The sequence below is a fragment of the Thermostichus sp. OS-CIW-32 genome, from assembly GCF_054060415.1.
This window is the reverse complement of sequence record NZ_JBSSDD010000001.1, coordinates 60,686-83,999: the sequence shown is the minus strand read 5'-3', so window position 1 is coordinate 83,999 and position 23,314 is coordinate 60,686. Positions and strand designations below refer to the sequence as shown.

Here is a 23,314-nt window from a genome sequence, read left to right as displayed (position 1 = left end):
GGTTGAAGTGCCGTGTATGAACGACTGTTGACGACGAAGATCTTGAGGATTGACATGGGGTAATTTTATGAACTGGATAAAGCATTTGAACGGATTGGCTCCCTTGGCCGGGGCACTGGCGTTGTCTATGGGCCTGCAGTCCCTTCCCGCTTGGGCGCAGCTGGGGCCGCTCACCGACCGCATCAAGGCTCGGGGCGAGTTGATCTGTGGGGTAAACAACCAACTGCCCGGATTCGGCAACCTGGATGACCAAGGCAAGTATGTGGGTTTTGATATCGACATCTGCCGGGCGGTAGCTGCCGCTCTCTTTGGAGATCCGGACAAGGTTCGATACGTCTACCTGACGGCGGCCAATCGCCAGTCTGCGATTCAGTCGGGCGAGGTCGATATGATTAGCCGCAACACCACCTGGACCCTCACCCGGGATCGCGAGTGGGCGGTGACCTTCGGCCCCACCACCTACTACGACGGCCAAGGATTTATGGTGCGGAAGTCGCTGGGGGTGGAAAAGCTGGAAGACCTGAACGGGGCCACCATCTGTGTGATTGCCGGCACCACCACCGAGCTGAACTTGGCGGATACCTTCCGCGCCCGTGGCATTGCCTTTACGCCAGTAACCTTCGACGGCGATGATTCCTCTTTCAACGCCTACGAAGAGGGCCGTTGCGATGCCATCACCAGCGACCAAAGCGCCCTCATCTCCCGCCGGGCCAGCTTGGCTTCTCCCGACGACCACGTGATCTTGCCGGAGGTGATCTCCAAAGAGCCCTTGGGGCCGCTGGTTCCCCACGGAGATGAGAGTTTCTCCGACATTATGAACTGGACGGTCTACGCCCTCTTCTATGCAGAAGAAAAGGGGATCACCAGCGCCAATGTGGAGGAGTTTCTCAAGTCGGAGGATCCCGATATCCGTCGTTTCTTGGGCCAGGAGGGCAACCTGGGAGAGCTGCTGGGCCTGAAGCCGGATTGGGTGGTCAATGTCATCAAGGCGGTGGGCAACTACGGCGAGATCTTCGACCGCCACCTGACCCCCTTGGGCGTGCCGCGGGGCTTGAACCAGCCCTACACCAAAGGTGGGATCCAGTACGCGCCGCCTTTCCGCTGATCGGCTGATTCGGAATCCGGGCCTAGGGATCCCGGTTGGTCAGTACCGGCCAGGGATCCCCTATTCTCTGCTGTGCTCTGAATTTTTGCTTGCCCCGCATGACTTCTCTGTCCGACCAGTCCCACCTTCGCCCCCCCTGGTGGCGGAATGAGCGCATCCTAAAAGTTCTGCTGCAGGTGGCCTTTGTCGTGGCCGTGCTGCTGGTGTTCGGGATCCTCGCCCAAAATCTCCTCGCCAGCCTGCGCCGCCTGGGCATCAGTTTGGGCTTTCGCTTTCTGGACAACTCCGCCAACTTTGGGATCACCGAGGGGCTGATCCCCTACGACCCCTCCGAGAGCTACCTGAAGGCTCTGGCGGTGGGAGCGGTGAACACCCTCTGGCTGTCGGCAGTCAGCATTGTGTTGGCGACGGCGATGGGCTTTGTCCTGGGGATGGCTCGCCTCTCCAGCAACTGGCTGGCCCGCCAGCTGGCCACCGTTGTTACCGAGATCTTTCGCAATGTCCCGGTGCTGCTGATCGTGATCTTCTGGTACCAGGGGGTGATCCTCACCCTGCCGGGGGTGCGCAACAGTCTCTCCATCGGCGGGCTTGTCTTTATCAACCAGCGGGGAGTGAAGCTGCCCGGGTTGGATCCCAGCGGCTGGCTGGTTCCCGCGCTGGCCATTGTAATCGCGGCTGGGTGGGGGATCCGCAAGCTGCTCCTAGTCTGCCGACCCGAGCTGGGATCCCGGCAGCGGAACCTGTGGGTGGCTGCGGGGGTGGCGCTGCTGGCGGTGGCCTGCTGGGTGCTCTTCCCAGAGCCGCCGGTGCGGCTGGATGTCCCGGTACTGGAGCGCTTTAACTTCCGGGGCGGGATCCAACTTTCGGCGGAGTTTACCGCCATGATGCTGGGCTTGGTGACCTACACCGGCTGCTATATCGCCGAAGTGGTGCGGGGATCCTTTTTGGCGGTGCCGCGGGGGCAGTGGGAGGCGGCCCGGGCCGTCGGCCTGTCGGAGCTGGAAACCTTTCGCTTGGTGATTGTGCCCCAGGCCCTGCGGATCATGATCCCCTCCTTGAACACTCAGTATCTCACCTTGATTAAAAACTCCAGCTTGGCCATTGCCGTTGGCTTCTCCGATCTGTTCAACATCAGCAGCACCATCATCAACCAGTCGGGACGTTCGGTGGAGATGTTCGCCATCCTCATGGCCACCTATCTGACCTTCAACCTGGTGGTTTCCTACGGCATGAACTGGCTCAATGCCCGCGTCAAATTGGTGGAGCGCTAACCCATGCCCAGCAGTCTCTCCTCTCCGCTTATAGAAGAAGAAAAGGTACTCCCCCCCACGGAGAAACAAAGTCCGCTGGCTTGGGTGCGCCGCAACCTGTTCGACTCCTGGCTGAGCACCTTGCTCACCTTGGTCTCTGCCTTGGTGTTGGCCTGGGCAATTTCCCTGTTCTGGAACTGGGCGTTCACCCAAGCCCGCTGGGAGGTGATCCCGGCCAACCTGAAAATCTTTGCCAGCGGCACCTACCCCAGCAGCCAACTGTGGCGGGTGTGGGCGGTGTTGGGAATTGTGCTGGCCACCTTGGGGGTAGCGGGGGGGGCTTGGGGCGGTGTGCTGCTGCACTACCTCATTCTCTTGGGAGCTGCTATGGGCTTGGCCGCTTTCCTGCCTTTGGGAACCCAGTCGCAGGGGTGGCTGGCGGTTTGCTCTGGAGCGACTTTTGCCGCTATTGCCCTCAGTCGCGGACGGGAATCCTGGCGGCTGGCTTCCATCTGGGTTTGGGCCTTGATCTTGCCCCTCTGTCTGCAGCTGCTGCTGGGCGACCTGGGCCCCCCTTGGCCGGCAGTGCGGGCTGAGCAACTGTCTGGACTGCTGCTGACCTTGATCTTGGCGGCAGCCGCCATGATCATCGGCTTCCCCATTGGGGTGTTGCTGGCGTTGGGCCGGGCCAATCGGGCGTTGCCGGTAATCCGGATCTTCTGCACGCTGGTGATCGAGCTGGTGCGGGGGGTGCCTCTGACCACCATTCTGTTTGCCGCCTGGCTGTTGGTGCCCTTCTTTCTGGGGGGGATCAGCGTCAACCTGATCATCAGGGCGGAGGTGGCCTTCATCTTGTTTACAGCCGTGTACGTGGCCGAGGACGTGCGGGGCGGCCTGCAGTCGATCCCGCTGGGCCAGCTGGAGGCGGCACGGGCGCTGGGCTTGAACCCCTTTCAAGTGACCGCTCTGGTGATTTTGCCCCAGGCACTGCGGGCAGCCGTTCCGGCGCTGGTGAACGAGTTCCTCACCCTCTTCAAAGACACGTCGCTGGTGTTCATTGTCGGCCTCATCGACCTGCTGCAGGCGGGGCGCGTGGTGTTCACCAACCCCAACTGGCTAGGCACCCAGCGGGAAGTGCTGTTTTTTATCGGCCTAATCTACTTCATCTGCTGTTTTGCCATGGCCTATGCCGCCCAGCAGGTGGAAAAGGCGCTGGGCTTGGGCAAGCGCTAAAAACTGCAACCGCTCCCCTTCCCAGTTTCATCTGCTCAGGCCCCGGGATCCCCTTAACAGGCCAGGGCTACATCCCCCTATAGCGGCTCGACAAGTGCTTTTCCCTGGAGAGGGGGCAGCGCTAAGATAGCGGGGAACGTTTCGTTACACCTTGGCCCATGACCCTTGCCTCTGAGACCGAGTCCCCGGAGCAAGCCGCGGCGGCCCCTGAGTCTGGTCGGGTGCGGGATCCGGAGTTTCCCTACGAGGTCGAGATGACCTTGATGGAGCACTTGGAAGAGCTGCGCAGCCGCCTGTTGGCCAGCGTGATCGCGGTGGCGATCTGCATCATCGCCTGCTTTGCCGTGGTGAATCGCATTGTCGCCCTGCTGGAGGTGCCCGCGCAGGGGGTTACCTTTTTGCAACTGGCGCCGGGGGAGTATTTTTTCGTTTCTGTGAAGGTGGCGGCCTACTCGGGGTTATTGCTGGCCACGCCCTTTTTGCTCTACCAAATTGCCCGCTTCGTCTTGCCGGGGCTGAGCGTGAAGGAGCGCAAGCTGCTGGGGCCGGTGGTGCTGGGATCCAGCCTTCTCTTTGTGGCCGGCTTGGTCTTCGCCTACTATCTCCTCATTCCGGCGGCGCTTAACTTTTTCATCCGCTACGGCGAAGGGGTGGTGGATCAGGCTTGGTCCATTGACCGCTACTTCGAGTTTGTGCTGCTGCTGTTGTTCAGTACCGGCCTGGCCTTTCAGGTGCCGATTTTGCAGGCGCTGCTGGGGGCGCTGGGGCTGGTGACTGCCGAGCAGATGTTCAAGGGCTGGCGCTACGTGGTTCTGGGCGCGGTGGTGGCGGGGGCCATTCTCACCCCTTCGACGGATCCCCTCACCCAGAGCCTTTTGGCCGGGGCTGTGACGTTTCTATATTTGTTTGGCATTCTGCTGGTGAAGCTCCTTGGCAAATGAGCCGAAGCTGCATGCGCTGATCTTGGCGGCTGGGTTTTCCACAAGGATGGGAGAGCCGAAAGCCTTTCTGCCCTGGAAAGACGGGCAAACCCTGCTCTCTTACCAGATTTTTCAGTGGCGACAGGCGGGGTTTCAACCCTGGGTGGTGCTGGGATCCCAGCATTTGGCGGCAGCCCAACCCCACTTGGCAGGGGCAGAGGTGCTGGTCAATCCGGCTCCTGAGCTGGGCAAGACCCACTCCATTCGGGTAGGGGTGGAAGGGATCCCTGCCGGTTTTCAGGTGCTGGCCATTTCGGCGGTGGATCAGCCCCGCCCGGCGTGGATCTACCACAGCTTGCTGGAGTACCATCTGCGCCATCGCGCTTGGGTTACTGTGCCGGTGCATCGAGGGCGACGGGGGCACCCTACCCTGATCGACAGGCGCTTGCGGGAAAAGCTGTTGGATCTCCGAGAAGAAACCCTGGGCCTGCGCCGGTTGTTGCAGGATCTGGGCAGGCGGGTACAGGAGGTGGAGCTCTACACTCCTGAGATCTTCCTGGACTGCAATACCCCTGCCGATGTGGAAGCCGCTGCTGCCGGTTGCGACAGCGTTGCCCAGGAGTGAGGGGATCCCCTTCAGCACTTGTCCTGCGACCGGTCGCCTCAGTGGTACCGAGCACTTCGGCGTTGCCCAGCAAGATGTTCTTCCCATTGCTCGTATGAGAAAGGGCCTTTATCCTGCCAGCACCTATGATCCTGCCTGTCCGGTCGGCAGCTACTGGGACAGCACGATAGCAGATCCCGGTTGGCGGCATCCGGCACCTTTGCAAGCGCAGGTGGGCGCTGAGGTGGTCATTGTGGGGGGAGGATTGACGGGGCTATCGACGGCCTTGCACCTGGCCCGCGACCATGGCATTTCTGCCTGCCTGCTGGAGGCGGGATCCCTGGGTTGGGGGGCCTCGGGACGCAACGGTGGCTTTTGCGGGGTGGGGTCGAGCCACCTTACCCACACCCAGATGGTGCGGCGGGTGGGGCTGGCGGAGACGGAGCGCTACTACCGGGATCAATGGCAGGCAGTGGAAACCGTTCGGGAGCTGGCGGCCAGCGAGGGCTTCTCCCTAGAGGCCCAGGGACAGGGCTGCTACGCAGTGGCCCATCGTCCACAGGCATGGTCGGAGTTAGAGGCCGAGTACCAGATCTGTACTCAGGTGGCGGGCTACCCGGCCCAGCTCCTCAACCCCAAAGAGCTGCGGGAACGCGGCTTCAACAGCCAAGAGAACCACGGCGCTTTGCACATCGGGGTGGGGTTTGGCCTCAACCCCCTCAAGCTCACCCAAGGGCTGGCCCAAGCAGCCCACCGGTGGGGGGCAAAACTGTACAGCGGCAGTCCGGTCACGGCCTGGGAAAAGGTGGGATCCCACCACTGCTGCCACACGCCGGGAGGAACGGTGCGCGCTCGGCACTTGGTCATCGCCACCAATGGCTACACCCCAGAGGCCCTGTATCCCCAACTGGCGGGATCCCTGTTGCCGGCACTGTCCAACATCCTGGTCACCCGACCTCTGACGCCTCAGGAGCAGAAAGCGCAAGGGTGGTGGGATCCGACGCCGCTCTACGACATGCGGCGGCTGCTGTTCTATTACCGTCTGCTGCCGGATGGGCGCCTGCTGTTTGGGGGACGGGGTGGCACCCGCGATACCCCGACGGAGCGACAGCAGTTGCGCACTTGGATGACCCGACAGCTCTATCGTCTTTTCCCTGCTTGGGAAGGGGTGGAGATCGAGTACGCCTGGAATGGACTGGTCTGCCTTTCTCGGCAGTTTCACCCCCATATTGGCCCTTCGCCGGCGGATCCCAGCCTGTGGTACGGCTTGGCCTATCACGGCAGCGGTGTGGCCACAGCAGTGTGGGCGGGCAAAATGCTGGCCCAGGAGATCGCCGGGATCCCTTCTCAGATGAGCGCTCTGTTTCGCCAGCCGCCCCGCTCTTTCCCTTTGCCCTGGTTACGGCTTCACTACCTGCGGCTGGGGTATCTTTGGTGGCAGTTGACGGATGGATAGCCTCTCCAAGTGTGCGGGGGATCCCTCTGTTCGGCAGAGAAGTCCTGCCCTAGTCTGGTTGTAGTTCGGGTGGAAACCATCGCTTGTTGTTGCTCCTGAGGTATCCAGTGCTGCTCACGTCTTGCCATCGGCCCAGTCCAGATCCGTCTCCTCTCCAAACCCAATCGGCAACCTGTCGCCGCCAACGGCTTTCGCAAGCAGGGCAGCGGCTGGGGTTTGCATTGCTGCTCAGCCTACCCACCATGTTTTGGCCTTGGCCCCCCGGATTTGCCCAAATTGCCGGATCCCTTCTCAGCCCTTTGGTGGCGGCTTGGATCCGTTCGGAGGTTCAGAGGGTCGATAACCTGCAAGTGCAAATTGTCGGCTCCGACGCCCAGATTTTGAACGGGCAGATCCCTCAAGCCCAGGTGTCGGGAGACAACCTCAGCTATCAAGGCTTTCAGGTCAGTCATCTGCGGCTGCAGGGCCAGGATATTCGCCTCAATGTGGGCGAAGCCATCCAAGGACGGAGCCCACTGCGGCTATTGGCCCCTGTGCCGGTGCAGGTGAGTTTACGCCTCACCGAGGAAGACCTGAACCGCACCCTTCAGGCTCCCCTCATCCAAGCCCAACTGGCCCAGGCCCAGGTGCAGTTGCCTGTTGGGGGCCAAGTGGTGCCTTTTCTTATCCGCCAGCCTCAGGTCACGCTGGAACAGGGTCGGCTGCGCATCCAGGCTAACCTGACCACTCCCGAAGGGGTGGAAGCGCCGGTGACGGTGCTGACCGGCCTAGAAGCCCAAGGTCCCAACCGGTTGCGGCTGGTCAATCCCCTCTGGGTGAGCGAAGGCCAAGAGATCCCCATCCCCGGCCTGGCCGATTTCCCCATTCAGTTGGATCCCGGCGTGCGCATTGACCGCCTGGAGGTGCAGCCCGGCCAAATCCTCTACGAAGGGATCCTGACCATTTACCCAGAAGTCGCAACCGTGCCGCAGGGATAGTTCGCCTGGGCAGGACGGAGACCTTTCCCGTTCAGCAACGGGTGTGATCGGGATCAATCTCAAAGGGTGTGCCTCTGGGCGAGGATCCCTCTAGCAACCGGAGGGAAAGGGATCTTGCTGGCCGTTTGCGTTGGTGCCCCGTCGGGAACCGCACCGTCCACAAGACGAGAGCGGCATCGACTCCCTTCGGTAGCCGGGCAGGAGTGGTGTATTGAGGTGAGATCATGATCCAGCCATCCAACTGCAAACTCGACCCCTGGGTCGCGGTAGCGGTGCGGAGCACTTGCGGCTGGGCGCTGCCCCTGATCTTGTCGGTCGTTTTTTTGGGGGGCTGTGCTGGCGACCCAGTTTCCACGGTGCCTCTGGACGGCACGGCTGCCGGCACCCGCACGGCCACTCCTGAGGGCCGAACCTTCTCCGATATCTCGCCCGGTCGGGAGCCCCGTCTGAAGCATCTTTGGGCCAGCTTTGTCATCAGCCCCCAGCAATTGCAATCCGCCCGCGAGGCTTCTGTCTCTCTCCATCCGCAGGCCATTTTTCCCTGCACCGACTGCGAAAGCCTGCCGGGATCCCCGCCCCCCACTGCTTCCCCCGCTCCAGGCACCTACCGATCTGACCAGATCACCTTCTCCTTCCGGGTTGAGCCCAATGAGACGTCCACCCGCCTCAGGGGTAGCTTTCACCTGGATACCACCACGCCTCTGATCCACCCCGGCGCAGGGGTGCGCTTGGTAATCCAACGGGCTTTCTGGGGGGAAGACCCGCTGGAACCGCTGCCACCTCCCCAGGACTTTCACCCTCAGCAGATCATCCGAGGCCAGTTCCAGGAGCGCAGTTGGATCCTCCCTTTCTCCCTGCCGCATCCCCCTGCCGGTGAGGTCTTGCCGCCGCTGCGGCTGGAGGTTGTTCTCACCTCGCCGATCCCACCCGATTCCGCCCCCTTTCTACGGGGTAGGCCGCTGCCGCCACCTCCGGGTCGGCTGTATCACGGGGTCGCTTGGCCGGGCATTCCCACTTGGGATCAACTCCTCGCCTATCGCCAGGCCATTGGTCAGCCCCCCGCCTGGGCAGCCGTGGATCACCTCTGGGATCCCCGCCAGGACTTTCCGCAGCAGTTGGCCAGTCGCCTGCGGGAAAGCGGCTCAGTCCCCTACCTGCGCCTGCGGCTAGATCCGGCCCAACTTTCTGCCTTGGCCAATGGGGATCACGATGAGACCTTGCGCTCTTGGGCCCGCGGGATCCAGCGCTTTGCCACCCCCATCATCCTGGCCGTCGTTGTTGGCGACGGGGATCCCGAACGCACTCGCGGTAGCGGTGGGGAGCCCTTTGGTGGGACGGAGTCCTCGCTGCAACAACGGGCTTACCAACACCTGATGCAAACCCTGCGCTCTGTTCGCGTTAGCGGGACGGAGTCCCCGGCCAATTTGCTCTGGGTGGTGGAGCTGGACGGAGAAGATGCCAAGGCCGTGTCCACCTGGGCTCGGTTCCCTGAGATGGACTGGCTGAGCCTACAGGTAACGGGGGATCCCGCCGCTTTTGAACCGCTGTACCGCCGCCTTGAGGCCCTCAACCCGAAAGTGCCTGTGGTGATCCGCGGGCCAGCCCTGGGCTCGGAAGCCTCTCAACCTCTGCTGGAAGGTCTGGAGGCGCAGCGCTGGCCTCAGGTGATCGGCTGGAGCTGGGCCTTGAGCGGGGACGGGATCCCTCCTGCAGCAGCACAGGATTGGCGGCAGCATCTGCAACAGGGGGATCCCAAGATATGGCTGGGGGAAATGCGGGTGCAACTCCCGCCCAGCCCCCTTCCCTCGCCCAAGCCTTGAGAAAGGACGACCTGTCTGGAAAAACCTCCCGGAAAAGTCGATAATAAGCCAGCCGTTTTACCTTTCCTTCAGGAATTGTGGCCCTGATCCCCTCATCACCTCCCCTGTCCCGCTTCGCCCAGGCCATCCAGCGGGGGGAATTTCTGCTCACCGCCGAGATCACCCCCCCCAAGGGATCCGACACCAGCACCCTGCTGTCTTTGGCCCAGCAGCTCAAGGGGCGGGTGCATGCCATCAACATCACGGACTCCAACCGAGCCATGGCCCGCATGAGCCCGTTGGCGGCCTCGGTGCTGTTGCATCAGGCGGGTGTTGAACCGATCCTGCAGTTGGCCTGTCGGGATCGCAACCGCCTGGCCCTCCAGGGGGATCTGTTGGGGGCCTCAGCCCTCGGCCTGCGCAATGTGTTGGCCCTCACCGGGGATCCCATCCACATCGGCGATTGCCCCGATGCCCGCCCCGTATTCGATCTGGAGTCGGTGCGCCTGCTGCAGCTTATCCAACGGCTGAACAATGGCCTCGATTGCAACGGCAAACCTCTCCCGGATGGGGGCACGCATCTGTTGGCAGGGGCAGCGGTAGAACCCCAATCGGGCAGCTTTTCCGGCCTGGAGCGGCGCTTCCACCGCAAGCTGGAAAACGGAGCCCAATTTTTCCAAAGCCAGATGGTTACCGACTTTGAGCAACTGGAGCGCTTCATGGATAAGTTGGGCCGTCCCGCCGGCAAGCCCATCCTGGCTGGCATCTTTTTGCTCAAGTCGGCCAAAAATGCCGAGTTTATCAACCGCAACCTGCCAGGAGTGAAGATCCCAGACGGGATTATCCAGCGGCTGGCCAACGCCGCCCACCCCCTCGAAGAAGGGATCCGCATTGCCGCCGAACAGGTGCGTCAGGCCCGCCAGATCTGCCATGGGGTGCATCTGATGGCCGTCAAAGCCGAGCACCTCATCCCCCGCATTCTGGATGAGGCCGGGATCCCTCCCCTGACCGGCTAGCTCAACACTTGCTCCAGCCCGTAGACCAAACCTTTGAGCTGCAGCACCTTGCGGATCCCCAGGATCACTCCCGGCATAAAAGCTATCCGATCGGTGGTGTCGTGTCTCAACGTGAGGGTTTGCCCCATCCCACCAAAAATGACCTCCTGATGGGCGATCAACCCCGGCAGACGAACGCTGTGAATGGGAATGTTGGGGCCAGAGAGCCCTCCCCGCGCACCGGGGATCAGCTCTTTTTCTTCCACTGAGGACTCCGTCCCGCTGTCGCGAACGGGCGGGTTAAAGGTTTTGCCCAATTGTCCCAGCCGTTGTGCCGTCTGTAGAGCCGTGCCGCTGGGGGCATCCGCTTTGCGGTTGTGGTGCAGCTCGATGATCTCAACGTGGTCAAAATACTGGGCCGCCTGCAGGGCCATCTGCTGCAGCAAAATCATGCCGATGGCAAAATTGGGCGCGATTAAACAGCCCACACCCGACTTGTCCGCCAGATCCCGCAGCCGCTCCACCTGCTCCGGCGTCAGGCCCGTCGTCCCCACCACCGGACGCACGCCAAAGGCAATGGCCGAGCGAACATGTTCAAATGCCGACCGAGGATGGGTAAAATCCACCATCACGCTGCGGTTGCTGCGCTGCGACAACCTCAGCAACTGCCCCGACAAGTCATCGGTAATCTCCACCCCCAGGGATCCCAGGCCCAGCACCTCGCCAATATCCGAGCCCAGTTGAGAGCGGGCCACCGCCCCCACCAACCTCATGTCGGGCGTCTGGGCAACGGCTCGCACCACCTCCCGCCCCATTTTGCCCAAGGCCCCCACCACCAAAACCGGAATGGGGGATGTAGCCGCTTCTGGAGCTGTCAACTCCTGAAAGTGCTCCCCACCGCTATCGTGGTCAACTGGATCAACCGATGTTGTCACCCGCTGCTGCCCTCATCCAAGCTCTACGAAATGACTGCGAAAGCGGGGGATCCCTGCAGATCCATCACAGCTTCACCTCGATATCTACCCCTGCCGGCAGATCCAGCTTCATGAGAGCATCGATGGTTTTGGAAGAGGGGGAATAGATGTCGATAATGCGCCGGTGGGTGCGGGTTTCAAAATGTTCCCGCGAGTCCTTGTCGGTGTGGGGGGAGCGCAGCACACAGTAGATGCGGCGCCGAGTAGGCAAAGGAATCGGGCCAACCGGCACGGCGTCGGTACGACGAGCCGTATCCACGATTTTGTCGCAGGAAGTATCCAGCAGCCGATGATCGTAAGCCTTCAGGCGGATACGAATTTTCTGTTGAGTCAAGGTAGGCATGGCCGGAGAGCAATCCAGAGAACGGTGGACTCGAAAAGGTCAGCAGGGAAAGTGCTCCGCACCACTGTTGCGACCGAGTTGGTCTGGGGCCGCCAGCACTCAATCCCTGCCGAGAAAAAGCAGCTTACTTCAGGATCTTGGAGACAACACCCGCTCCGACGGTACGGCCACCCTCGCGGATAGCAAAGCGCATCCCCTGCTCAATGGCGATGGGCTGGATCAGCTCCACCGTCATCCTGACGCGGTCACCAGGCATCACCATCTCTGGCTGGGATCCGTCATCAGCCGTGAAGGAAGAGATGGTGCCGGTTACATCGGTGGTGCGCACATAGAACTGAGGACGATAGCCGGCGAAGAACGGCGTGTGGCGACCTCCTTCCTCTTTCTTGAGGACATACACCTCAGACTCGAAGCTGGTGTGAGGAGTAATGGTCTTGGGCTTGGCCAGCACCATGCCGCGCTCCACTTCGTTCTTCTGAATGCCCCGCAACAGCACACCAACGTTGTCGCCGGCGATCCCCTCATCGAGGGTTTTTTGGAACATTTCCAGGCCAGTAACGGTGGTAGAGCGAGTTTCCCGCAGGCCCACCAGTTCCACCGTTTCGCCCACTTTGATGCGGCCCCGCTCGATCCGGCCCGTGGCCACCGTGCCCCGACCGGTAATCGAGAAGACATCCTCCACAGCCATCAGGAAGGGCTTATCCACATCCCGCTCAGGCGTGGGAATGTAGGAGTCCACCGCATCCATCAGCTCATAAATTTTGTCCACCCAAGGATCTTCGCCCCGCTGGGTTTTGGGGTTGGCGGTCATTCTTTCTAGGGCTTTCAGCGCCGATCCTCTGATGATGGGAACGTCGTCGCCGGGGAAGTCGTATTTGGAGAGAAGCTCCCGCACTTCCAGCTCCACCAACTCCAGCAGCTCTGGATCGTCCACCATGTCTGCCTTGTTCAGAAAGACCACCAAGCTGGGCACCCCTACCTGACGGGCCAACAGGATGTGCTCCCGTGTTTGGGGCATGGGACCATCAGCTGCAGACACCACCAAGATGGCCCCATCCATCTGAGCCGCGCCTGTGATCATGTTCTTCACGTAGTCGGCGTGGCCGGGACAATCCACGTGGGCGTAGTGACGGTTGGCAGTCTGATACTCGACGTGGGCGGTGTTGATGGTAATGCCGCGAGCTTTTTCCTCTGGCGCTGCGTCGATCTCATCGTACCTTTTGGCTGTGGCCTGACCCAAAGCAGCCAAGGTGGTGGTGATGGCAGCCGTCAGGGTGGTCTTGCCGTGGTCAACATGGCCGATGGTGCCAACGTTGACATGGGGTTTGGTGCGTTCAAACTTAGCGCGTGCCATGAATCGTCACTTCCTTTTTGGTTTCAGTCAGCTACTCATTTCCTTTGTTTTTGGCAATGATGGCTTCGGCGATACTGCGAGGAACTTCCTCGTAGTGGCTGAACTCCATCGTGAAGGTGCCTCGACCCTGGGTTTTGGAGCGAATGTCGGTGGCATAGCCAAACATCTCCGCCAACGGAACCTTGGCATTGACTTTGGTAATGCCGCCTTCTGTATTCATCCCCTCCATCTGGCCGCGGCGGGCGTTGATGTCCCCGATGACATCCCCCACAAAGGCTTCAGGGACTTCCACCTCGACCTTCATCATCGGCTCCAGCAGGGTAGGGCTTGCCCTGCGAGCGGCCTCCTTCAGAGCCATCGAACCGGCGATCTTGAAGGCCATTTCGCTGGAGTCCACCTCGTGGTAGGAGCCATCCACCAGAGTGGCGCGGATGTCGATCAAGGGATAGCCCGCCAGCACACCGGATTCGCAGGCTTCCCGGATCCCTTGCTCGGCTGGCCCAATGTATTCCTTGGGCACAACGCCACCCACAATTTTGGAAACGAACTCAAACCCTGTACCCGGCTCCGCCGGCTCTAGGTCGATCACCACATGGCCGTACTGGCCACGGCCACCGCTCTGGCGAACAAACTTGCCTTCCACGCGGCTGACCGGCTTGCGAATGGTTTCGCGGTAGGCCACCTGTGGGTTGCCAACATTGGCTTCTACGTTGAACTCCCGCAGCATCCGATCCACCAAGATCTCCAGGTGCAGCTCGCCCATCCCAGAGATAATGGTTTGATTGGTCTCGGGATCCACAGACACGCGGAAGGTGGGATCCTCCTTGGCCAGGGCCTGTAGGGCCTTGGAGAGCTTATCGATATCGGCTTTGGTTTTGGGTTCTACAGCCACCGAGATCACCGGCTCTGGGATGAACAGTGACTCTAGGATCACCGGCGCATTTTCGTCGCAGAGGGTGTCCCCGGTAGTGGTGTCCTTGAGGCCCACCACAGCTCCCAGATCTCCTGCCCGCAGCTCATCCACGTCCAAGCGTTCATCGGCCTTCAGCACCACCAACCGCGAAATTCGCTCCTTCTTGTTCTTGGTGGAGTTGAGCACATAAGTACCTTTGGTCAACACCCCCGAGTAGACGCGAATAAAGGTGAGATCCCCGTACTTATCACTCATCAACTTGAAGGCCAGGGCGGAGAAGGGCTCATCGTCGCTGGCACGGCGGGACACTTCTGAGCCATCTGGCAGCACCCCCTTGATGGCCGGAATATCCACAGGCGAGGGCAGGTAATCCACCACCGCATCCAGCAGCATCTGGACTCCCTTGTTCTTGAAGGCAGAGCCACACAGCATGGGCACAATTTGGCCGCTGATCGTGCCTTTGCGCAGACCCGCCATCAAGTCGGCTTCGCTCAGATCTTCTTCGGCGAAGTACTTTTCCATCAGAGCTTCGTCCGTCTCGGCCACTGCTTCCACCAGCTTGGCCCGATACTCTGCCACGAGATCTTTCATCTCCTCAGGGATGGGGGCCGGACGAATATCTTTGCCGATCTCATCCATATAAATGCGGGCTTGCATCCGCACCAAGTCAACAATGCCGCAAAACCCGTCTTCGGCACCGATGGGCAGTTGGATGGGCACAGCATTGGCCTTGAGGCGCTCCCGGATCTGGTTGTAAACCTTGAGGAAATTGGCCCCCATGCGATCCATTTTGTTGACGAAGGCAATGCGGGGCACATTGTAACGATTGGCTTGCCGCCAGACGGTCTCAGACTGAGGCTGCACGCCGCCCACCGAGTCAAAGACGGCGATCACCCCATCCAGCACCCGCATGGAGCGCTCAACTTCAATGGTGAAATCGACGTGCCCAGGAGTATCGATGATGTTGATGGTGTACTCCGGTGCGCCGGAGAGGGGCTGGGAAGGATTTGCGGGATCCCGCTTAGTCCAACGGGTGGTGATGGCCGCAGCGGTGATGGTGATGCCCCGCTCCCGCTCCTGGGCCATCCAATCGGTGACCGCAGTTCCGTCGTGAACTTCGCCAATTTTGTGCACCAGACCGGAGTAGAAGAGAATCCGCTCTGTGGTCGTGGTCTTGCCAGCATCGATGTGAGCCGCGATGCCGATGTTTCGGACTCGTTCTAGGGGAACTGTGCGTGCCACGTCAACCTCCCAATCCTCGTCGCCCTGCGACTTGGGCAAACTAAAAAATCCTTTACAATTCTAATCTTTTTTGCCGATTTTTCTCCACCTCGCTGGAACTCGGGCTGGGCAGAACAGGGATCCCAAAAGTCTCCACTGCTCCGCCAGGCTAGTTCAGTAGCGGTAGTGGGCAAAGGCCTTGTTGGCCTCGGCCATGCGATGCACCTCTTCCCGCCGTCGAATGGCGCTGCCGGTTTCGTTGGCTGCATCGATCAGCTCATTGGCCAACTTGGCGGCCATGGTGCGACCTGGACGAGTGCGCGAAAAGGTCACCAACCAGCGCAGCGCTAGGGAAGTGCCCCGTTCTCCTCTCACCTCCACAGGCACCTGATAAGTGGCTCCGCCCACCCGGCGGGCTTTCACCTCCACCAGTGGGGTGGCGTTGCGAACAGCATTTTCCAGCAAGGGCAGTGGGTCTTGGCCAGTGCGCTCCCGCACAATGTCCAGAGCTTCATAGAGGATCCTGGCAGCCAGGGATGCCTTACCCCTCATCATCAACTTGCGGATCAGCATGGTAACCAGACGGCTCCCATACTTGGGATCCGGGGGCACATCACGACGAGGGGCACGGTTGCGGCGAGACATAGGAGCTGGGTTGCTTGTTCAGATGGGGATGGCAGAAAGAAAGATGACGAGTGGGATATGGAGGGTTGAGGGTGAGGGCAAAGCTATTTTTTCTTGCCAGCGGCGGCTGGAGCTTGGCCCGGCTTGGGCCGTTTCGCCCCGTATTTGGAGCGGCCTTGTTTGCGGTCTTTGACCCCTGCAGCGTCGAGGGTGCCCCGGATAATGTGGTAACGCACGCCGGGCAGATCCTTAACCCGCCCACCGCGAATCATGACCACAGAGTGCTCCTGCAGGTTGTGGCCGATGCCAGGAATGTAGGCAGTGACCTCAAAGCCGGAAGTGAGGCGAACGCGAGCCACTTTTCTCAGGGCCGAGTTGGGCTTTTTGGGCGTTGTCGTGTACACTCGGGTGCAAACCCCCCGCCGCTGTGGACAAGCCTTCAGGGCAGGGGACTTGGTTTTGCGAGCGGCAACGCTGCGCTCCTCACGGATCAGTTGCTGAATGGTGGGCATGGGCTGGCAGAGAAGGTCACGGCTTAAATTTTAAATTATCCGGTTGAATTATCCGGCGATATTGAATCCTAGCAAGGCGGGATCCCAGCGTCAACTTGGGGATGGACTGCTGGGCTGTTAGCCTGGCCGAGTCTGAATTTCGGCCTCGTTCCCCCCTTGCCTCAGCTTTTTAGGAGACTCTGCACACCAGAAAGGATCCCTAGCAGACGATGGGCTGGTTAGATTGGTGGATTGTGCCTCCATGTCCGCTTTGCCGGCGCCCTGCCAAGGCCGTGTTCTGTCAAGACTGTCAAAGGCGGTTGCAGGCGGAGCGCCTTGCCACTTGGCCAGTCACCACCTCGCCTTGGCCACTTTACGCCTGGGGGATCCACCGGGGGGCGCTGCGCAGGGCCATCTACTGCCTGAAGTACGAAGGACAACGGCGCATTGGCTCGGTTTTGGGAGAATGGCTGGGATCCCGTTGGGTCGAAAGCCAGTCCACCTCTTTAGGCTCCCCTGGGGCCTACACGGTGGTGCCCATCCCTCTGCATGCAGAGCGGCTGCGGCAGCGGGGCTATAATCAGGCAGCCTTGATCAGCCAGGCTTTTTGCGAGCGCACCGGTCTTCGCCACCTGCCCGATGCTCTGGTGCGGGTGCGGGCCACAGCGGCTCAACATGAGCTCAACCCGCTGCAACGACAGCACAACTTGGCCGGGGCCTTTGCCCTGAAACAAGTTCCGGCCACACCGGTGTTGCTGGTGGATGACATCTACACCACCGGCTCTACTGTGCAAGCCGCCCAGCAGGTATTGGCCGCTGCCGGGATCCCGGTGGCCGGAGTAATTGTCGTCGCCCAAACCCCAAAAGCCGCCTCTCCAGACTGGCCCGGAACCCTAGCCCCTATCCCGCCTCCAGCAAATTAAAGGCCGTAACAAACATAAAGTCACAAAACTCGCGCACCAAGTTCGGATCCCGCCAGCCCTTGCGGGTTTCCTCCCGCAGCACTTCCAGGGCCTGTTCGGCGGTCAGGGCCGGTTTGTAGGGGCGAGGGGAGATCAGAGCGTCGAAGATGTCTTTCACCTGAAAGACGCGGGCCAACAGGGGAATCTCTTCGCCTGCCAGCCCATCCGGGTAGCCGCTGCCATCCCAACGCTCGTGGTGGTGGCGGATGATCGGCAGCACATCCTGCATGGTGCGCAAGCCCCGACAAATGTCTTCGCCGATCAACACATGGGATTTCATGATCTCCCATTCTTCCGGGGTATGCTTGCCCTGCTTGCACAAAATCGCATCCGGGATCCCGACTTTGCCGATGTCGTGCAGGTAGCCGCCCCAGCGCAGGGCCTTGATCTGTTGACGAGACAGCCCCAAGTAACGGCCAAACTGTTCCCCCATGGCCACCAAGCGTTCGCAATGGTCACCCGTGGTGGGATCCCGGCTCTCCACAGCGCGGGCAATGGCAAACAACACCCTGGCGGCGTGATCCAGGTCTTCGTTCAAGCGCTTTTGGTGGATGGATGAGCGTACCCGCGCCAGCAGCTCCACGTGATCGAAGGGCTTGGTCAAAATGTCGTCGGCCCCCACCTGCATCCCCATCAGGCGATTGGAGCGGTCGGTCAGGGCAGTGATCAGCACAACGGGGATCAGGCGGGTCAGCTCATTGGCCTTCAGTTGCCGGCAGACATCGAACCCGCTCATGTTCGGCATCAGCACATCCAACAGCACCAAGTCTGGCCGAAGCCGCTCCACAGCCTCCAAAGCCTCTTCGCCGTTGGTGGCCTCGCTCACGCGGAAGTGGGCTGACCGCAACAGCTCACCGATGTAGAGGCGGCTGCTGGCCTGATCGTCCACCACCAAAACATGATCCGCCTCTGCCAGCTTCGGGTTTAGGCGGGGAAAGGGGGTGTGGATCAGGTGGGAGTTCATGGTGGTAAAACCTAGCCTTGCATCGAGTACGAGCTTTCCCCCTCAGCCGGATTCGGCGCAACTCTACGAGGGATCCCAGCCCAGACCCCTGGCGGTAGGATGTCAACGAACTCGAATGACATCCCTTCGCCTTCACATCTGGACACACTTTACACTCAGACTTTTAAGTCTGTACTCCGCAACTTTGCTGAACCTACTGCGCTCTTTGTAAGGCTGCCTGATGGGGATCCACATTGAGAAACACGGTGGCATCTCCCTCGACGCGGATGATGCGCAAAGGGGGCAACGAGCCCGTCGGGTTTTGGATGCGCTCTTGCAGCTTCTCGTAGAACAGCAGATCCGCCAGTTGCGCGTTCTGCGCTGCCGCTTGTCCTTTCAGCTCAATGGCCCGCTGGTTGGCCGCCGCCAAGATCAGCAGCCGCTCGGTCTCTTTTTCCTGGATCTGCGCCCGCACTGCCGCCGTTTGTGCTGTAATCGAGGCCACCTGTTTGCGTTCAATCGAGTCTCTTAAGGCTTGTGGAAAGTCAGGGTTGCCCAGAAACAGGCCCTCCACCTGCACCAAAGGCAAGGTTTGGCCGTCGCGGTTGACGGTGGGCATCTCTTGGCGGATCAAGTCCAGAGCCCGTTGTTCAATGGCGGCCCGCTGGCTTTTCCGGTAGAAGTCTTCCGAATCGAAAGAGGCGGAGATATCCCGAATTTTGGAGCGCACCACCGGCACCACCACCGTGGAAAGATAGTTCTCGCCGATGTTGGCGTGCAGCTCGTCCAAAGTGGCGAGGTTGGGCTTGAGGGCAATGGCTACATCGATGGCAAAGGCTTGCCCATCGGCGGTGTTCACGGTGATGGCGTTGCTGATGGCATTGGCCGAGGCGGGGTTGTTGGTAAACTCCCAAACGCGGGTGAGCACGGTGTAGGTGATCGGCGTTTCGATCCCCGGGATCCGGAAGATGGCCCCTGGCAGTTCCACCCGCCCCTTCTGCAACCCGGAAAAGGTATTGAAAACTACAGTGGCATGTCCGGGCAAAGTGACGTACAGGCAAGCGCGGAGCACTCCCAGGGCCGCCAAGACGGCGATCCCTCCCGCGGTCAGCCAACCGGCTCTACTTTGGGGTGCTTCTCCTGTTGGATACATGGCGGCTCCTCGTGGAAAGAGGATGAAAAAGTGCTGGTTGCTATTTGGTAACCAGAGTTTCCAGGCGGGATCCCAGTACTGTGGCTTTCACCACCTCTAGGTACTTTGGATTCTGGGTGAGGGCCTGTGCTTTGGCTCGCAATTGACCGGCTTCCGCCTCAGCTTGAGAAATGATGGCGCGGGCATCTTGGCGGGCCTGCTCGATCTCGAACTGCTTTTGCGCCAGTTGATTTTCGGCAATGGTTTTTGCCTCAATGGCCGCTACGAAATCAGGATCGAAATCCACATCCCGCAGCAGAAAATCCAAAACCTCGATGCCGTATTCCTTCAGCAGAAGAGCCACCCGTTCGCGGATTTGGCCCTGGAGCAGCGGGCGCTCGGTGGAATACAGAGCCTGGGCGGAAAAGCCGCTGGTCTCATTCAGAAGGACCGACCGGACGATGGGGGCGATGCGATCCAGGTAATTTTCCCCCAGTTGCGTATAGACCTTGGGGGCGTCCACAATGCGAAACTGCAGCGTCGCCTCAGCCGCAATCTGCTGCCCATCCTGAGAAAGGGCCACCAGCCGCGGCGCGTAGGCAGTCGGGTCGTTGTCTTTCCAGGTCAGAGCTTGGGTTTTTACATCAAAAATCACCGTGCGAGAGACAAAAGGCGGCACCCAATGCAGACCTGGCTGCAAAGCCACCGGCCTTACCCCCCCTCCCCAGGTGAACACCACCATATTTTCTCCGTTGCCCACCAGTCGCAGCGGCCTGCCCATTGCCACCAGGATCAACACGGCTCCGGCAAGGGTGGCCTTGGGCAACCAGCGACCAACTCGCCTTTCCCAACCTTCTGCTCGCATCTCCCCATCTCCTGCGCATGCAGCCATTCTCGCGGCTGTGGGGAAATGAGGCCGAGAAATTTCCGCTATCTTTTAAGCCTTCTACAGGGATCCCTGTCTTTCTCTCCCACTATTCGCAACGATGTCGAGAACTCTACAAAGTTCACAAAAGATCACTTCATACTTTGCAAAGACCCGTGACGGACAGGCGAAAAGGGAAGAAGATTAAGACATAATAAAGATTTGGGTTGCCGTTCATGCTGTCCATTCCCGATTACGAGCGGCGGGACATCCAAGTGCCACTCTCGTGCATCCCCGTTGCCGCCCGGGCCTTGATCCGGCAGGGGGTATCCGTCTGCTGGCGGGAAGAAAGCCTGTCTGCCTTGATTCGTCTGGGATCCAAAGGAGCCGCCGACCGAGCCGCCATTCTGCTGGTGGAAATGAGCCTCATGGGCCAACCGGAAGAGCTAAAAAACTGGCTGGAGATGTGCTGGCAACTGCCCGCTTGTCCCAGGGAACCCCTGCAGGTGTAGGGGTACCCTCTGTGGACGAATGCGGGATCGGCTTCTGTAGCTATTCCTCTGTAGCTACTCTGAACATGTCTAAGACATCCCCCGCCGCCTTGCCCTGCTAGCCTCTCTCCCACTTTGTTTGGGAAGCTGCAAGCTTTTTTGCTCGAATTCTACCGAGTTTGTACCCCAGACTACAGCGCTGCTCAATCCAATTGTGACCTCAAGGTTTGCACTCCCCGCCGCGACCAGCTTACCGCTCCAGACCGATCGGCTACGTAGAGGGGTCGTTGTTTCTGCCGGAACCAGGTGACCACCGTCTCGCCGACAGAGCCAGAGCTAATGCCCGCCTGCACCTGAAAGCGCTCCAGGAGATCCAAAATCAGGGATCCCCCGTCCCACCACAGCCAGTCGATCTGGGCCGGCATCAGCGGGGATCCGGTTAGCTCGGCTTGCACATGGGTGCCGGCAGAGCCCAGCAGCAGCCAATGGGATCCCTCTGTTTCTAAAGTCAACACCAGGGGGTTGGTGTGGATGGCCTGTAGGCTCAACCGCTGCGACACCGGGATCCGGTCGGCAGGCTGCAACACTCGATAGGGGATCCCGGCAGCTTGCACAGCACTGAGGGAGCGCAGGTAACTTTCGGAAGCCACATTAGCCCCTCCCCCATCCCAGAATTGCCCAATCGCGTTGGCGGGACGTACTCCTTTGGAGAAAGCCGACAGCAGGATCTCCCAGCCGCCATTGGCAGAGCCGGCGGAGGTCATGGCCACCGCCCCGTCCAGACGGTGCAAGCCCTGCTGCCGCAAAAAGGGCAACACCGTGCGTTCTGCCAAACGGGGATCCCCGCTGTTGAGCAAGAGGTGGCGCCCTTCCGCTTGAATGGCCAGGATGGGAATTCGTCCACTGGCCAAGGCGGTAATTTGGACCGGCGGCCCCGGCCACATCCTTGGACCCAGGAGGATGGCGGCCATGATCAGGGCTGTGCCCTGCCAGCGGAAGGCCTGTCGCCACCGCGGCCAAAAGGTTAGGGCCACCAGCGCCCCGTAGAGGAGCAGGCACTGGAGCAGGGAGACCCGGCCGGTGTAGTAGGAACTCAGAGGCCAGCTGGCCATCCAGTTCACCCAGTTGATTAAAGGCGTGATCAAAAACGTCAAGGGCCGGGCCAGCAGGGATCCCAGCCCCGGCCAGAGCAAAGCCCCAAACGCCACCCCGAACCCCGCCACCAGCAGCGGCACTAGCAGAATCAGCAGCAGCGGGTTGGCCAGCAGCGAGTAGGTGGGGATGCGGCCAAAGATGGCCACTTGCAGCGGCAAGGTCCAGATCTGGGCTGCCAGCGGAACGGCCAAGGCGGTGGCCACAGCCGGAGGCAAAAAGTCCAGCCGGGAAACAATTGGGGCTGTTCCGACCAGCAGGCCCAGGGTGGCGGCAAAGCTGAGCTGAAACCCCAGGTCTGTAATCCACAGCGGCTCGTAGATTAAGAGCAAAACTGCCGCCACCAGTAGCGTCCCCAGGGGATTGAGCTTCACCTTTCCTTCCAGGCGCGGCTCCGTCAGCACCAGCATGGCCGCCGCCCCCATCAGTGCCGCTCGCAACACCGAAGGGCTGAACCCCGTGAGGGCGGTATAAAGCCCCAGCACCGCCAGGATGCTCCCCTGCTGCAGGCGCACCGCCAACCGCCGTGTTAGGACAAACACCACCCCCACCAACAGCGACACATGGAACCCAGAGGCGGCCAGCGCATGGGCCATGCCGATTTCCTGGAAGGCATCCTGCAAGTCGAAATCCAATTGGGCGGCCCGGGATCCCAGCACCAAGGAAGCCAACAGATTCCCCTGCCGCTCCCCCAATCCAGCAACGAACGCCTCTCGCACCCGCCGCCGCAACACCCAGCCCCCCCAACCTCTTCCCCCCGGCTGCAGGATCACCTCACGGGCGCTGAAGCCGGCAAAAGCCCCCTGGCGCTGCAGGTAGGCTTGAAAATCGAAGCTGCCCGGGTTCAAGGCCGGACTGGGAAGGTACAGGGATCCCGTCAGGCGCACCCGTTGGTTGGGGTGGAGATCCTTGTCCTGGAGGGCCTCAGGGCCGGTGGTGACGTAGAGCTTGCCGCTGACCTGGCGGGCCGTGGAGTCGGCGTTGAGCACCTGCTCTGCTCTCAGCCAAAATTGCCGCCGTTCGCTGCGGGTGGGACGAGGTTCCGAGAGGACGGTGCCCACCAAGTTCATCTGCTGCTGGGGGGCCAACAGGCTGATATCCGTCGGCCCGGGAAAAGGCTGCCGCCAACCCAGGTAATTCCAAGCCAGACACCCCACCAGACCCATCGCCAGCCAAGTGCGGGCCAGACGCGGTTGCCGCCGGCACAGCAGGGATCCCGCCAGCCCCAACCCCAGAGGGATCCCCCATCCCCATCCGGCAGCCTGAGGCCAAGCCCGCACCAGCAGGCCCAAGATCCAGCCCAACCCCAGCAGATAGGTTCTTTCCATGTGCCGCAGACCCGTCTGCCCCCCACTGTACCGATGTGGTCAAGCGGGATCCATTGCGTTGTCTTAACCTTGCTCACCTGCCGAAAAATCGTATTAAAGGATACTCTTTCTCGACCTTGGCAAAGGGAGTGTAGATTAGGGCTGGTCGCGCCAGCGGGATGTAGTCCTTGGCAGTTTCCTGC

The 23,314-nt window shown here is 60.8% G+C and carries 21 protein-coding genes; 11 read left to right on the top strand and 10 right to left on the bottom strand.

Annotated features, from left to right (window positions below; translation table 11 throughout):
* Positions 1–67 precede the first annotated feature (67 nt).
* The 9 genes from ACVWY8_RS00435 (at position 68) to ACVWY8_RS00395 (ending at position 10,360) form a co-directional block, all read left to right on the top strand.
* Positions 68–1,105 (top strand): amino acid ABC transporter substrate-binding protein, encoded by a 1,038-nt coding sequence (locus ACVWY8_RS00435; RefSeq protein ID WP_457392549.1) that lies wholly within the window; start codon positions 68–70, stop codon positions 1,103–1,105.
* A 35-nt stretch (positions 1,106–1,140) separates the two neighbouring features.
* A complete protein-coding gene (locus ACVWY8_RS00430; protein ID WP_457392552.1) occupies positions 1,141–2,376 on the top strand; it encodes an amino acid ABC transporter permease in 1,236 nt (411 codons plus the stop codon).
* Positions 2,377–2,379: 3 nt separating this feature from the next.
* Positions 2,380–3,588 carry an amino acid ABC transporter permease gene (locus ACVWY8_RS00425; RefSeq protein WP_457392554.1) on the top strand — a complete coding sequence of 403 codons (1,209 nt, stop codon included), beginning with the start codon at positions 2,380–2,382 and terminating at the stop codon, positions 3,586–3,588.
* Between the two features lie 158 nt (positions 3,589–3,746).
* On the top strand, positions 3,747–4,529 hold the full coding sequence (gene tatC, locus ACVWY8_RS00420) for a twin-arginine translocase subunit TatC (RefSeq protein WP_457392557.1): 783 nt from the start codon (positions 3,747–3,749) through the stop codon (positions 4,527–4,529).
* Positions 4,519–5,133 carry a nucleotidyltransferase family protein gene (locus ACVWY8_RS00415; protein ID WP_457396703.1) on the top strand — a complete coding sequence of 205 codons (615 nt, stop codon included), beginning with the start codon at positions 4,519–4,521 and terminating at the stop codon, positions 5,131–5,133. The genes tatC and ACVWY8_RS00415 overlap by 11 nt, the downstream gene beginning before the upstream one ends.
* Entirely contained in the window at positions 5,087–6,568 is a 1,482-nt protein-coding gene (locus tag ACVWY8_RS00410) for an NAD(P)/FAD-dependent oxidoreductase (protein ID WP_457392560.1), read from the top strand. The genes ACVWY8_RS00415 and ACVWY8_RS00410 overlap by 47 nt, the downstream gene beginning before the upstream one ends.
* Before the next feature lie 107 nt (positions 6,569–6,675).
* Positions 6,676–7,545: an LmeA family phospholipid-binding protein gene (locus tag ACVWY8_RS00405; protein WP_457392563.1), complete on the top strand. Its 870-nt coding sequence runs from the start codon at positions 6,676–6,678 to the stop codon at positions 7,543–7,545.
* 224 nt (positions 7,546–7,769) lie between these two features.
* Complete coding sequence (locus tag ACVWY8_RS00400; RefSeq protein WP_457392566.1) at positions 7,770–9,365, top strand: hypothetical protein; 1,596 nt, start codon at positions 7,770–7,772, stop codon at positions 9,363–9,365.
* Positions 9,366–9,442: 77 nt separating this feature from the next.
* Positions 9,443–10,360 carry a methylenetetrahydrofolate reductase gene (locus tag ACVWY8_RS00395; RefSeq protein WP_457392568.1) on the top strand — a complete coding sequence of 306 codons (918 nt, stop codon included), beginning with the start codon at positions 9,443–9,445 and terminating at the stop codon, positions 10,358–10,360.
* Here ACVWY8_RS00395 and dapB read toward each other — a convergent pair.
* The 6 genes from dapB to rpsL all read right to left on the bottom strand — a co-directional run bounded on the left by dapB (position 10,357) and on the right by rpsL (position 16,280).
* Positions 10,357–11,217, bottom strand: a complete 861-nt coding sequence (gene dapB / locus ACVWY8_RS00390) for a 4-hydroxy-tetrahydrodipicolinate reductase (RefSeq protein ID WP_457392707.1) — start codon at positions 11,215–11,217, stop codon at positions 10,357–10,359. The genes ACVWY8_RS00395 and dapB overlap by 4 nt on opposite strands.
* A gap of 121 nt (positions 11,218–11,338) precedes the next feature.
* Positions 11,339–11,656: a 30S ribosomal protein S10 gene (rpsJ, locus tag ACVWY8_RS00385; protein WP_414328725.1), complete on the bottom strand. Its 318-nt coding sequence runs from the start codon at positions 11,654–11,656 to the stop codon at positions 11,339–11,341.
* A 124-nt stretch (positions 11,657–11,780) separates the two neighbouring features.
* Positions 11,781–13,010 carry an elongation factor Tu gene (gene tuf, locus ACVWY8_RS00380; RefSeq protein WP_414413642.1) on the bottom strand — a complete coding sequence of 410 codons (1,230 nt, stop codon included), beginning with the start codon at positions 13,008–13,010 and terminating at the stop codon, positions 11,781–11,783.
* A 31-nt stretch (positions 13,011–13,041) separates the two neighbouring features.
* Positions 13,042–15,165: an elongation factor G gene (gene fusA / locus ACVWY8_RS00375; RefSeq protein ID WP_011432555.1), complete on the bottom strand. Its 2,124-nt coding sequence runs from the start codon at positions 15,163–15,165 to the stop codon at positions 13,042–13,044.
* 153 nt (positions 15,166–15,318) lie between these two features.
* Positions 15,319–15,789, bottom strand: a complete 471-nt coding sequence (rpsG, locus tag ACVWY8_RS00370) for a 30S ribosomal protein S7 (protein ID WP_011432554.1) — start codon at positions 15,787–15,789, stop codon at positions 15,319–15,321.
* An 83-nt stretch (positions 15,790–15,872) separates the two neighbouring features.
* On the bottom strand, positions 15,873–16,280 hold the full coding sequence (rpsL, locus tag ACVWY8_RS00365; protein ID WP_011432553.1) for a 30S ribosomal protein S12: 408 nt from the start codon (positions 16,278–16,280) through the stop codon (positions 15,873–15,875).
* Positions 16,281–16,489: 209 nt separating this feature from the next.
* On the opposite strand from rpsL, the gene ACVWY8_RS00360 reads away from it, so the two are divergent.
* Positions 16,490–17,182: a ComF family protein gene (locus tag ACVWY8_RS00360; protein WP_457396702.1), complete on the top strand. Its 693-nt coding sequence runs from the start codon at positions 16,490–16,492 to the stop codon at positions 17,180–17,182.
* On the opposite strand, the gene ACVWY8_RS00355 is transcribed toward ACVWY8_RS00360, so the two are convergent.
* The 3 genes from ACVWY8_RS00355 to ACVWY8_RS00345 all read right to left on the bottom strand — a co-directional run bounded on the left by ACVWY8_RS00355 (position 17,160) and on the right by ACVWY8_RS00345 (position 20,161).
* The gene (locus tag ACVWY8_RS00355) at positions 17,160–18,185 is read right to left on the bottom strand and encodes an HD-GYP domain-containing protein (protein WP_457392573.1); all 1,026 of its coding nucleotides are present in this window, start codon (positions 18,183–18,185) and stop codon (positions 17,160–17,162) included. The two genes, ACVWY8_RS00360 and ACVWY8_RS00355, sit on opposite strands and share 23 nt — an antisense overlap.
* A 193-nt stretch (positions 18,186–18,378) precedes the next feature.
* Positions 18,379–19,317 (bottom strand): prohibitin family protein, encoded by a 939-nt coding sequence (locus ACVWY8_RS00350; RefSeq protein ID WP_457392576.1) that lies wholly within the window; start codon positions 19,315–19,317, stop codon positions 18,379–18,381.
* A 40-nt stretch (positions 19,318–19,357) separates the two neighbouring features.
* Positions 19,358–20,161: a prohibitin family protein gene (locus ACVWY8_RS00345; RefSeq protein WP_457392579.1), complete on the bottom strand. Its 804-nt coding sequence runs from the start codon at positions 20,159–20,161 to the stop codon at positions 19,358–19,360.
* 236 nt (positions 20,162–20,397) lie between these two features.
* Here ACVWY8_RS00345 and ACVWY8_RS00340 point away from each other — a divergent pair, with 236 nt between their 5' ends.
* Positions 20,398–20,673, top strand: coding sequence for a hypothetical protein (locus tag ACVWY8_RS00340; RefSeq protein ID WP_457392582.1), 276 nt, complete (start codon positions 20,398–20,400; stop codon positions 20,671–20,673).
* Between the two features lie 182 nt (positions 20,674–20,855).
* Here ACVWY8_RS00340 and ACVWY8_RS00335 read toward each other — a convergent pair whose 3' ends face one another.
* Positions 20,856–23,132 (bottom strand): ComEC/Rec2 family competence protein, encoded by a 2,277-nt coding sequence (locus ACVWY8_RS00335; protein ID WP_457392584.1) that lies wholly within the window; start codon positions 23,130–23,132, stop codon positions 20,856–20,858.
* Between the last annotated feature and the right edge of the window lie 182 nt (positions 23,133–23,314).

What these genes read in the sequence shown, in the direction of transcription:
- rpsJ (WP_414328725.1), bottom strand. Translation starts at nt 11,656, where the DNA reads ATGCCTACCTTGACTCAACAGAAAATTCGTATCCGCCTGAAGGCTTAC.
- ACVWY8_RS00360 (WP_457396702.1), top strand. Translation starts at nt 16,490, where the DNA reads ATGGGCTGGTTAGATTGGTGGATTGTGCCTCCATGTCCGCTTTGCCGG.
- rpsL (WP_011432553.1), bottom strand. Translation starts at nt 16,280, where the DNA reads ATGCCCACCATTCAGCAACTGATCCGTGAGGAGCGCAGCGTTGCCGCT.
- ACVWY8_RS00335 (WP_457392584.1), bottom strand. Translation starts at nt 23,132, where the DNA reads ATGGAAAGAACCTATCTGCTGGGGTTGGGCTGGATCTTGGGCCTGCTG.
- ACVWY8_RS00350 (WP_457392576.1), bottom strand. Translation starts at nt 19,317, where the DNA reads ATGTATCCAACAGGAGAAGCACCCCAAAGTAGAGCCGGTTGGCTGACC.
- tatC (WP_457392557.1), top strand. Translation starts at nt 3,747, where the DNA reads ATGACCCTTGCCTCTGAGACCGAGTCCCCGGAGCAAGCCGCGGCGGCC.
- ACVWY8_RS00345 (WP_457392579.1), bottom strand. Translation starts at nt 20,161, where the DNA reads ATGCGAGCAGAAGGTTGGGAAAGGCGAGTTGGTCGCTGGTTGCCCAAG.
- tuf (WP_414413642.1), bottom strand. Translation starts at nt 13,010, where the DNA reads ATGGCACGCGCTAAGTTTGAACGCACCAAACCCCATGTCAACGTTGGC.
- ACVWY8_RS00410 (WP_457392560.1), top strand. Translation starts at nt 5,087, where the DNA reads ATGTGGAAGCCGCTGCTGCCGGTTGCGACAGCGTTGCCCAGGAGTGAG.
- ACVWY8_RS00355 (WP_457392573.1), bottom strand. Translation starts at nt 18,185, where the DNA reads ATGAACTCCCACCTGATCCACACCCCCTTTCCCCGCCTAAACCCGAAG.
- rpsG (WP_011432554.1), bottom strand. Translation starts at nt 15,789, where the DNA reads ATGTCTCGCCGCAACCGTGCCCCTCGTCGTGATGTGCCCCCGGATCCC.
- ACVWY8_RS00340 (WP_457392582.1), top strand. Translation starts at nt 20,398, where the DNA reads ATGCTGTCCATTCCCGATTACGAGCGGCGGGACATCCAAGTGCCACTC.
- ACVWY8_RS00425 (WP_457392554.1), top strand. Translation starts at nt 2,380, where the DNA reads ATGCCCAGCAGTCTCTCCTCTCCGCTTATAGAAGAAGAAAAGGTACTC.
- ACVWY8_RS00400 (WP_457392566.1), top strand. Translation starts at nt 7,770, where the DNA reads ATGATCCAGCCATCCAACTGCAAACTCGACCCCTGGGTCGCGGTAGCG.
- ACVWY8_RS00435 (WP_457392549.1), top strand. Translation starts at nt 68, where the DNA reads ATGAACTGGATAAAGCATTTGAACGGATTGGCTCCCTTGGCCGGGGCA.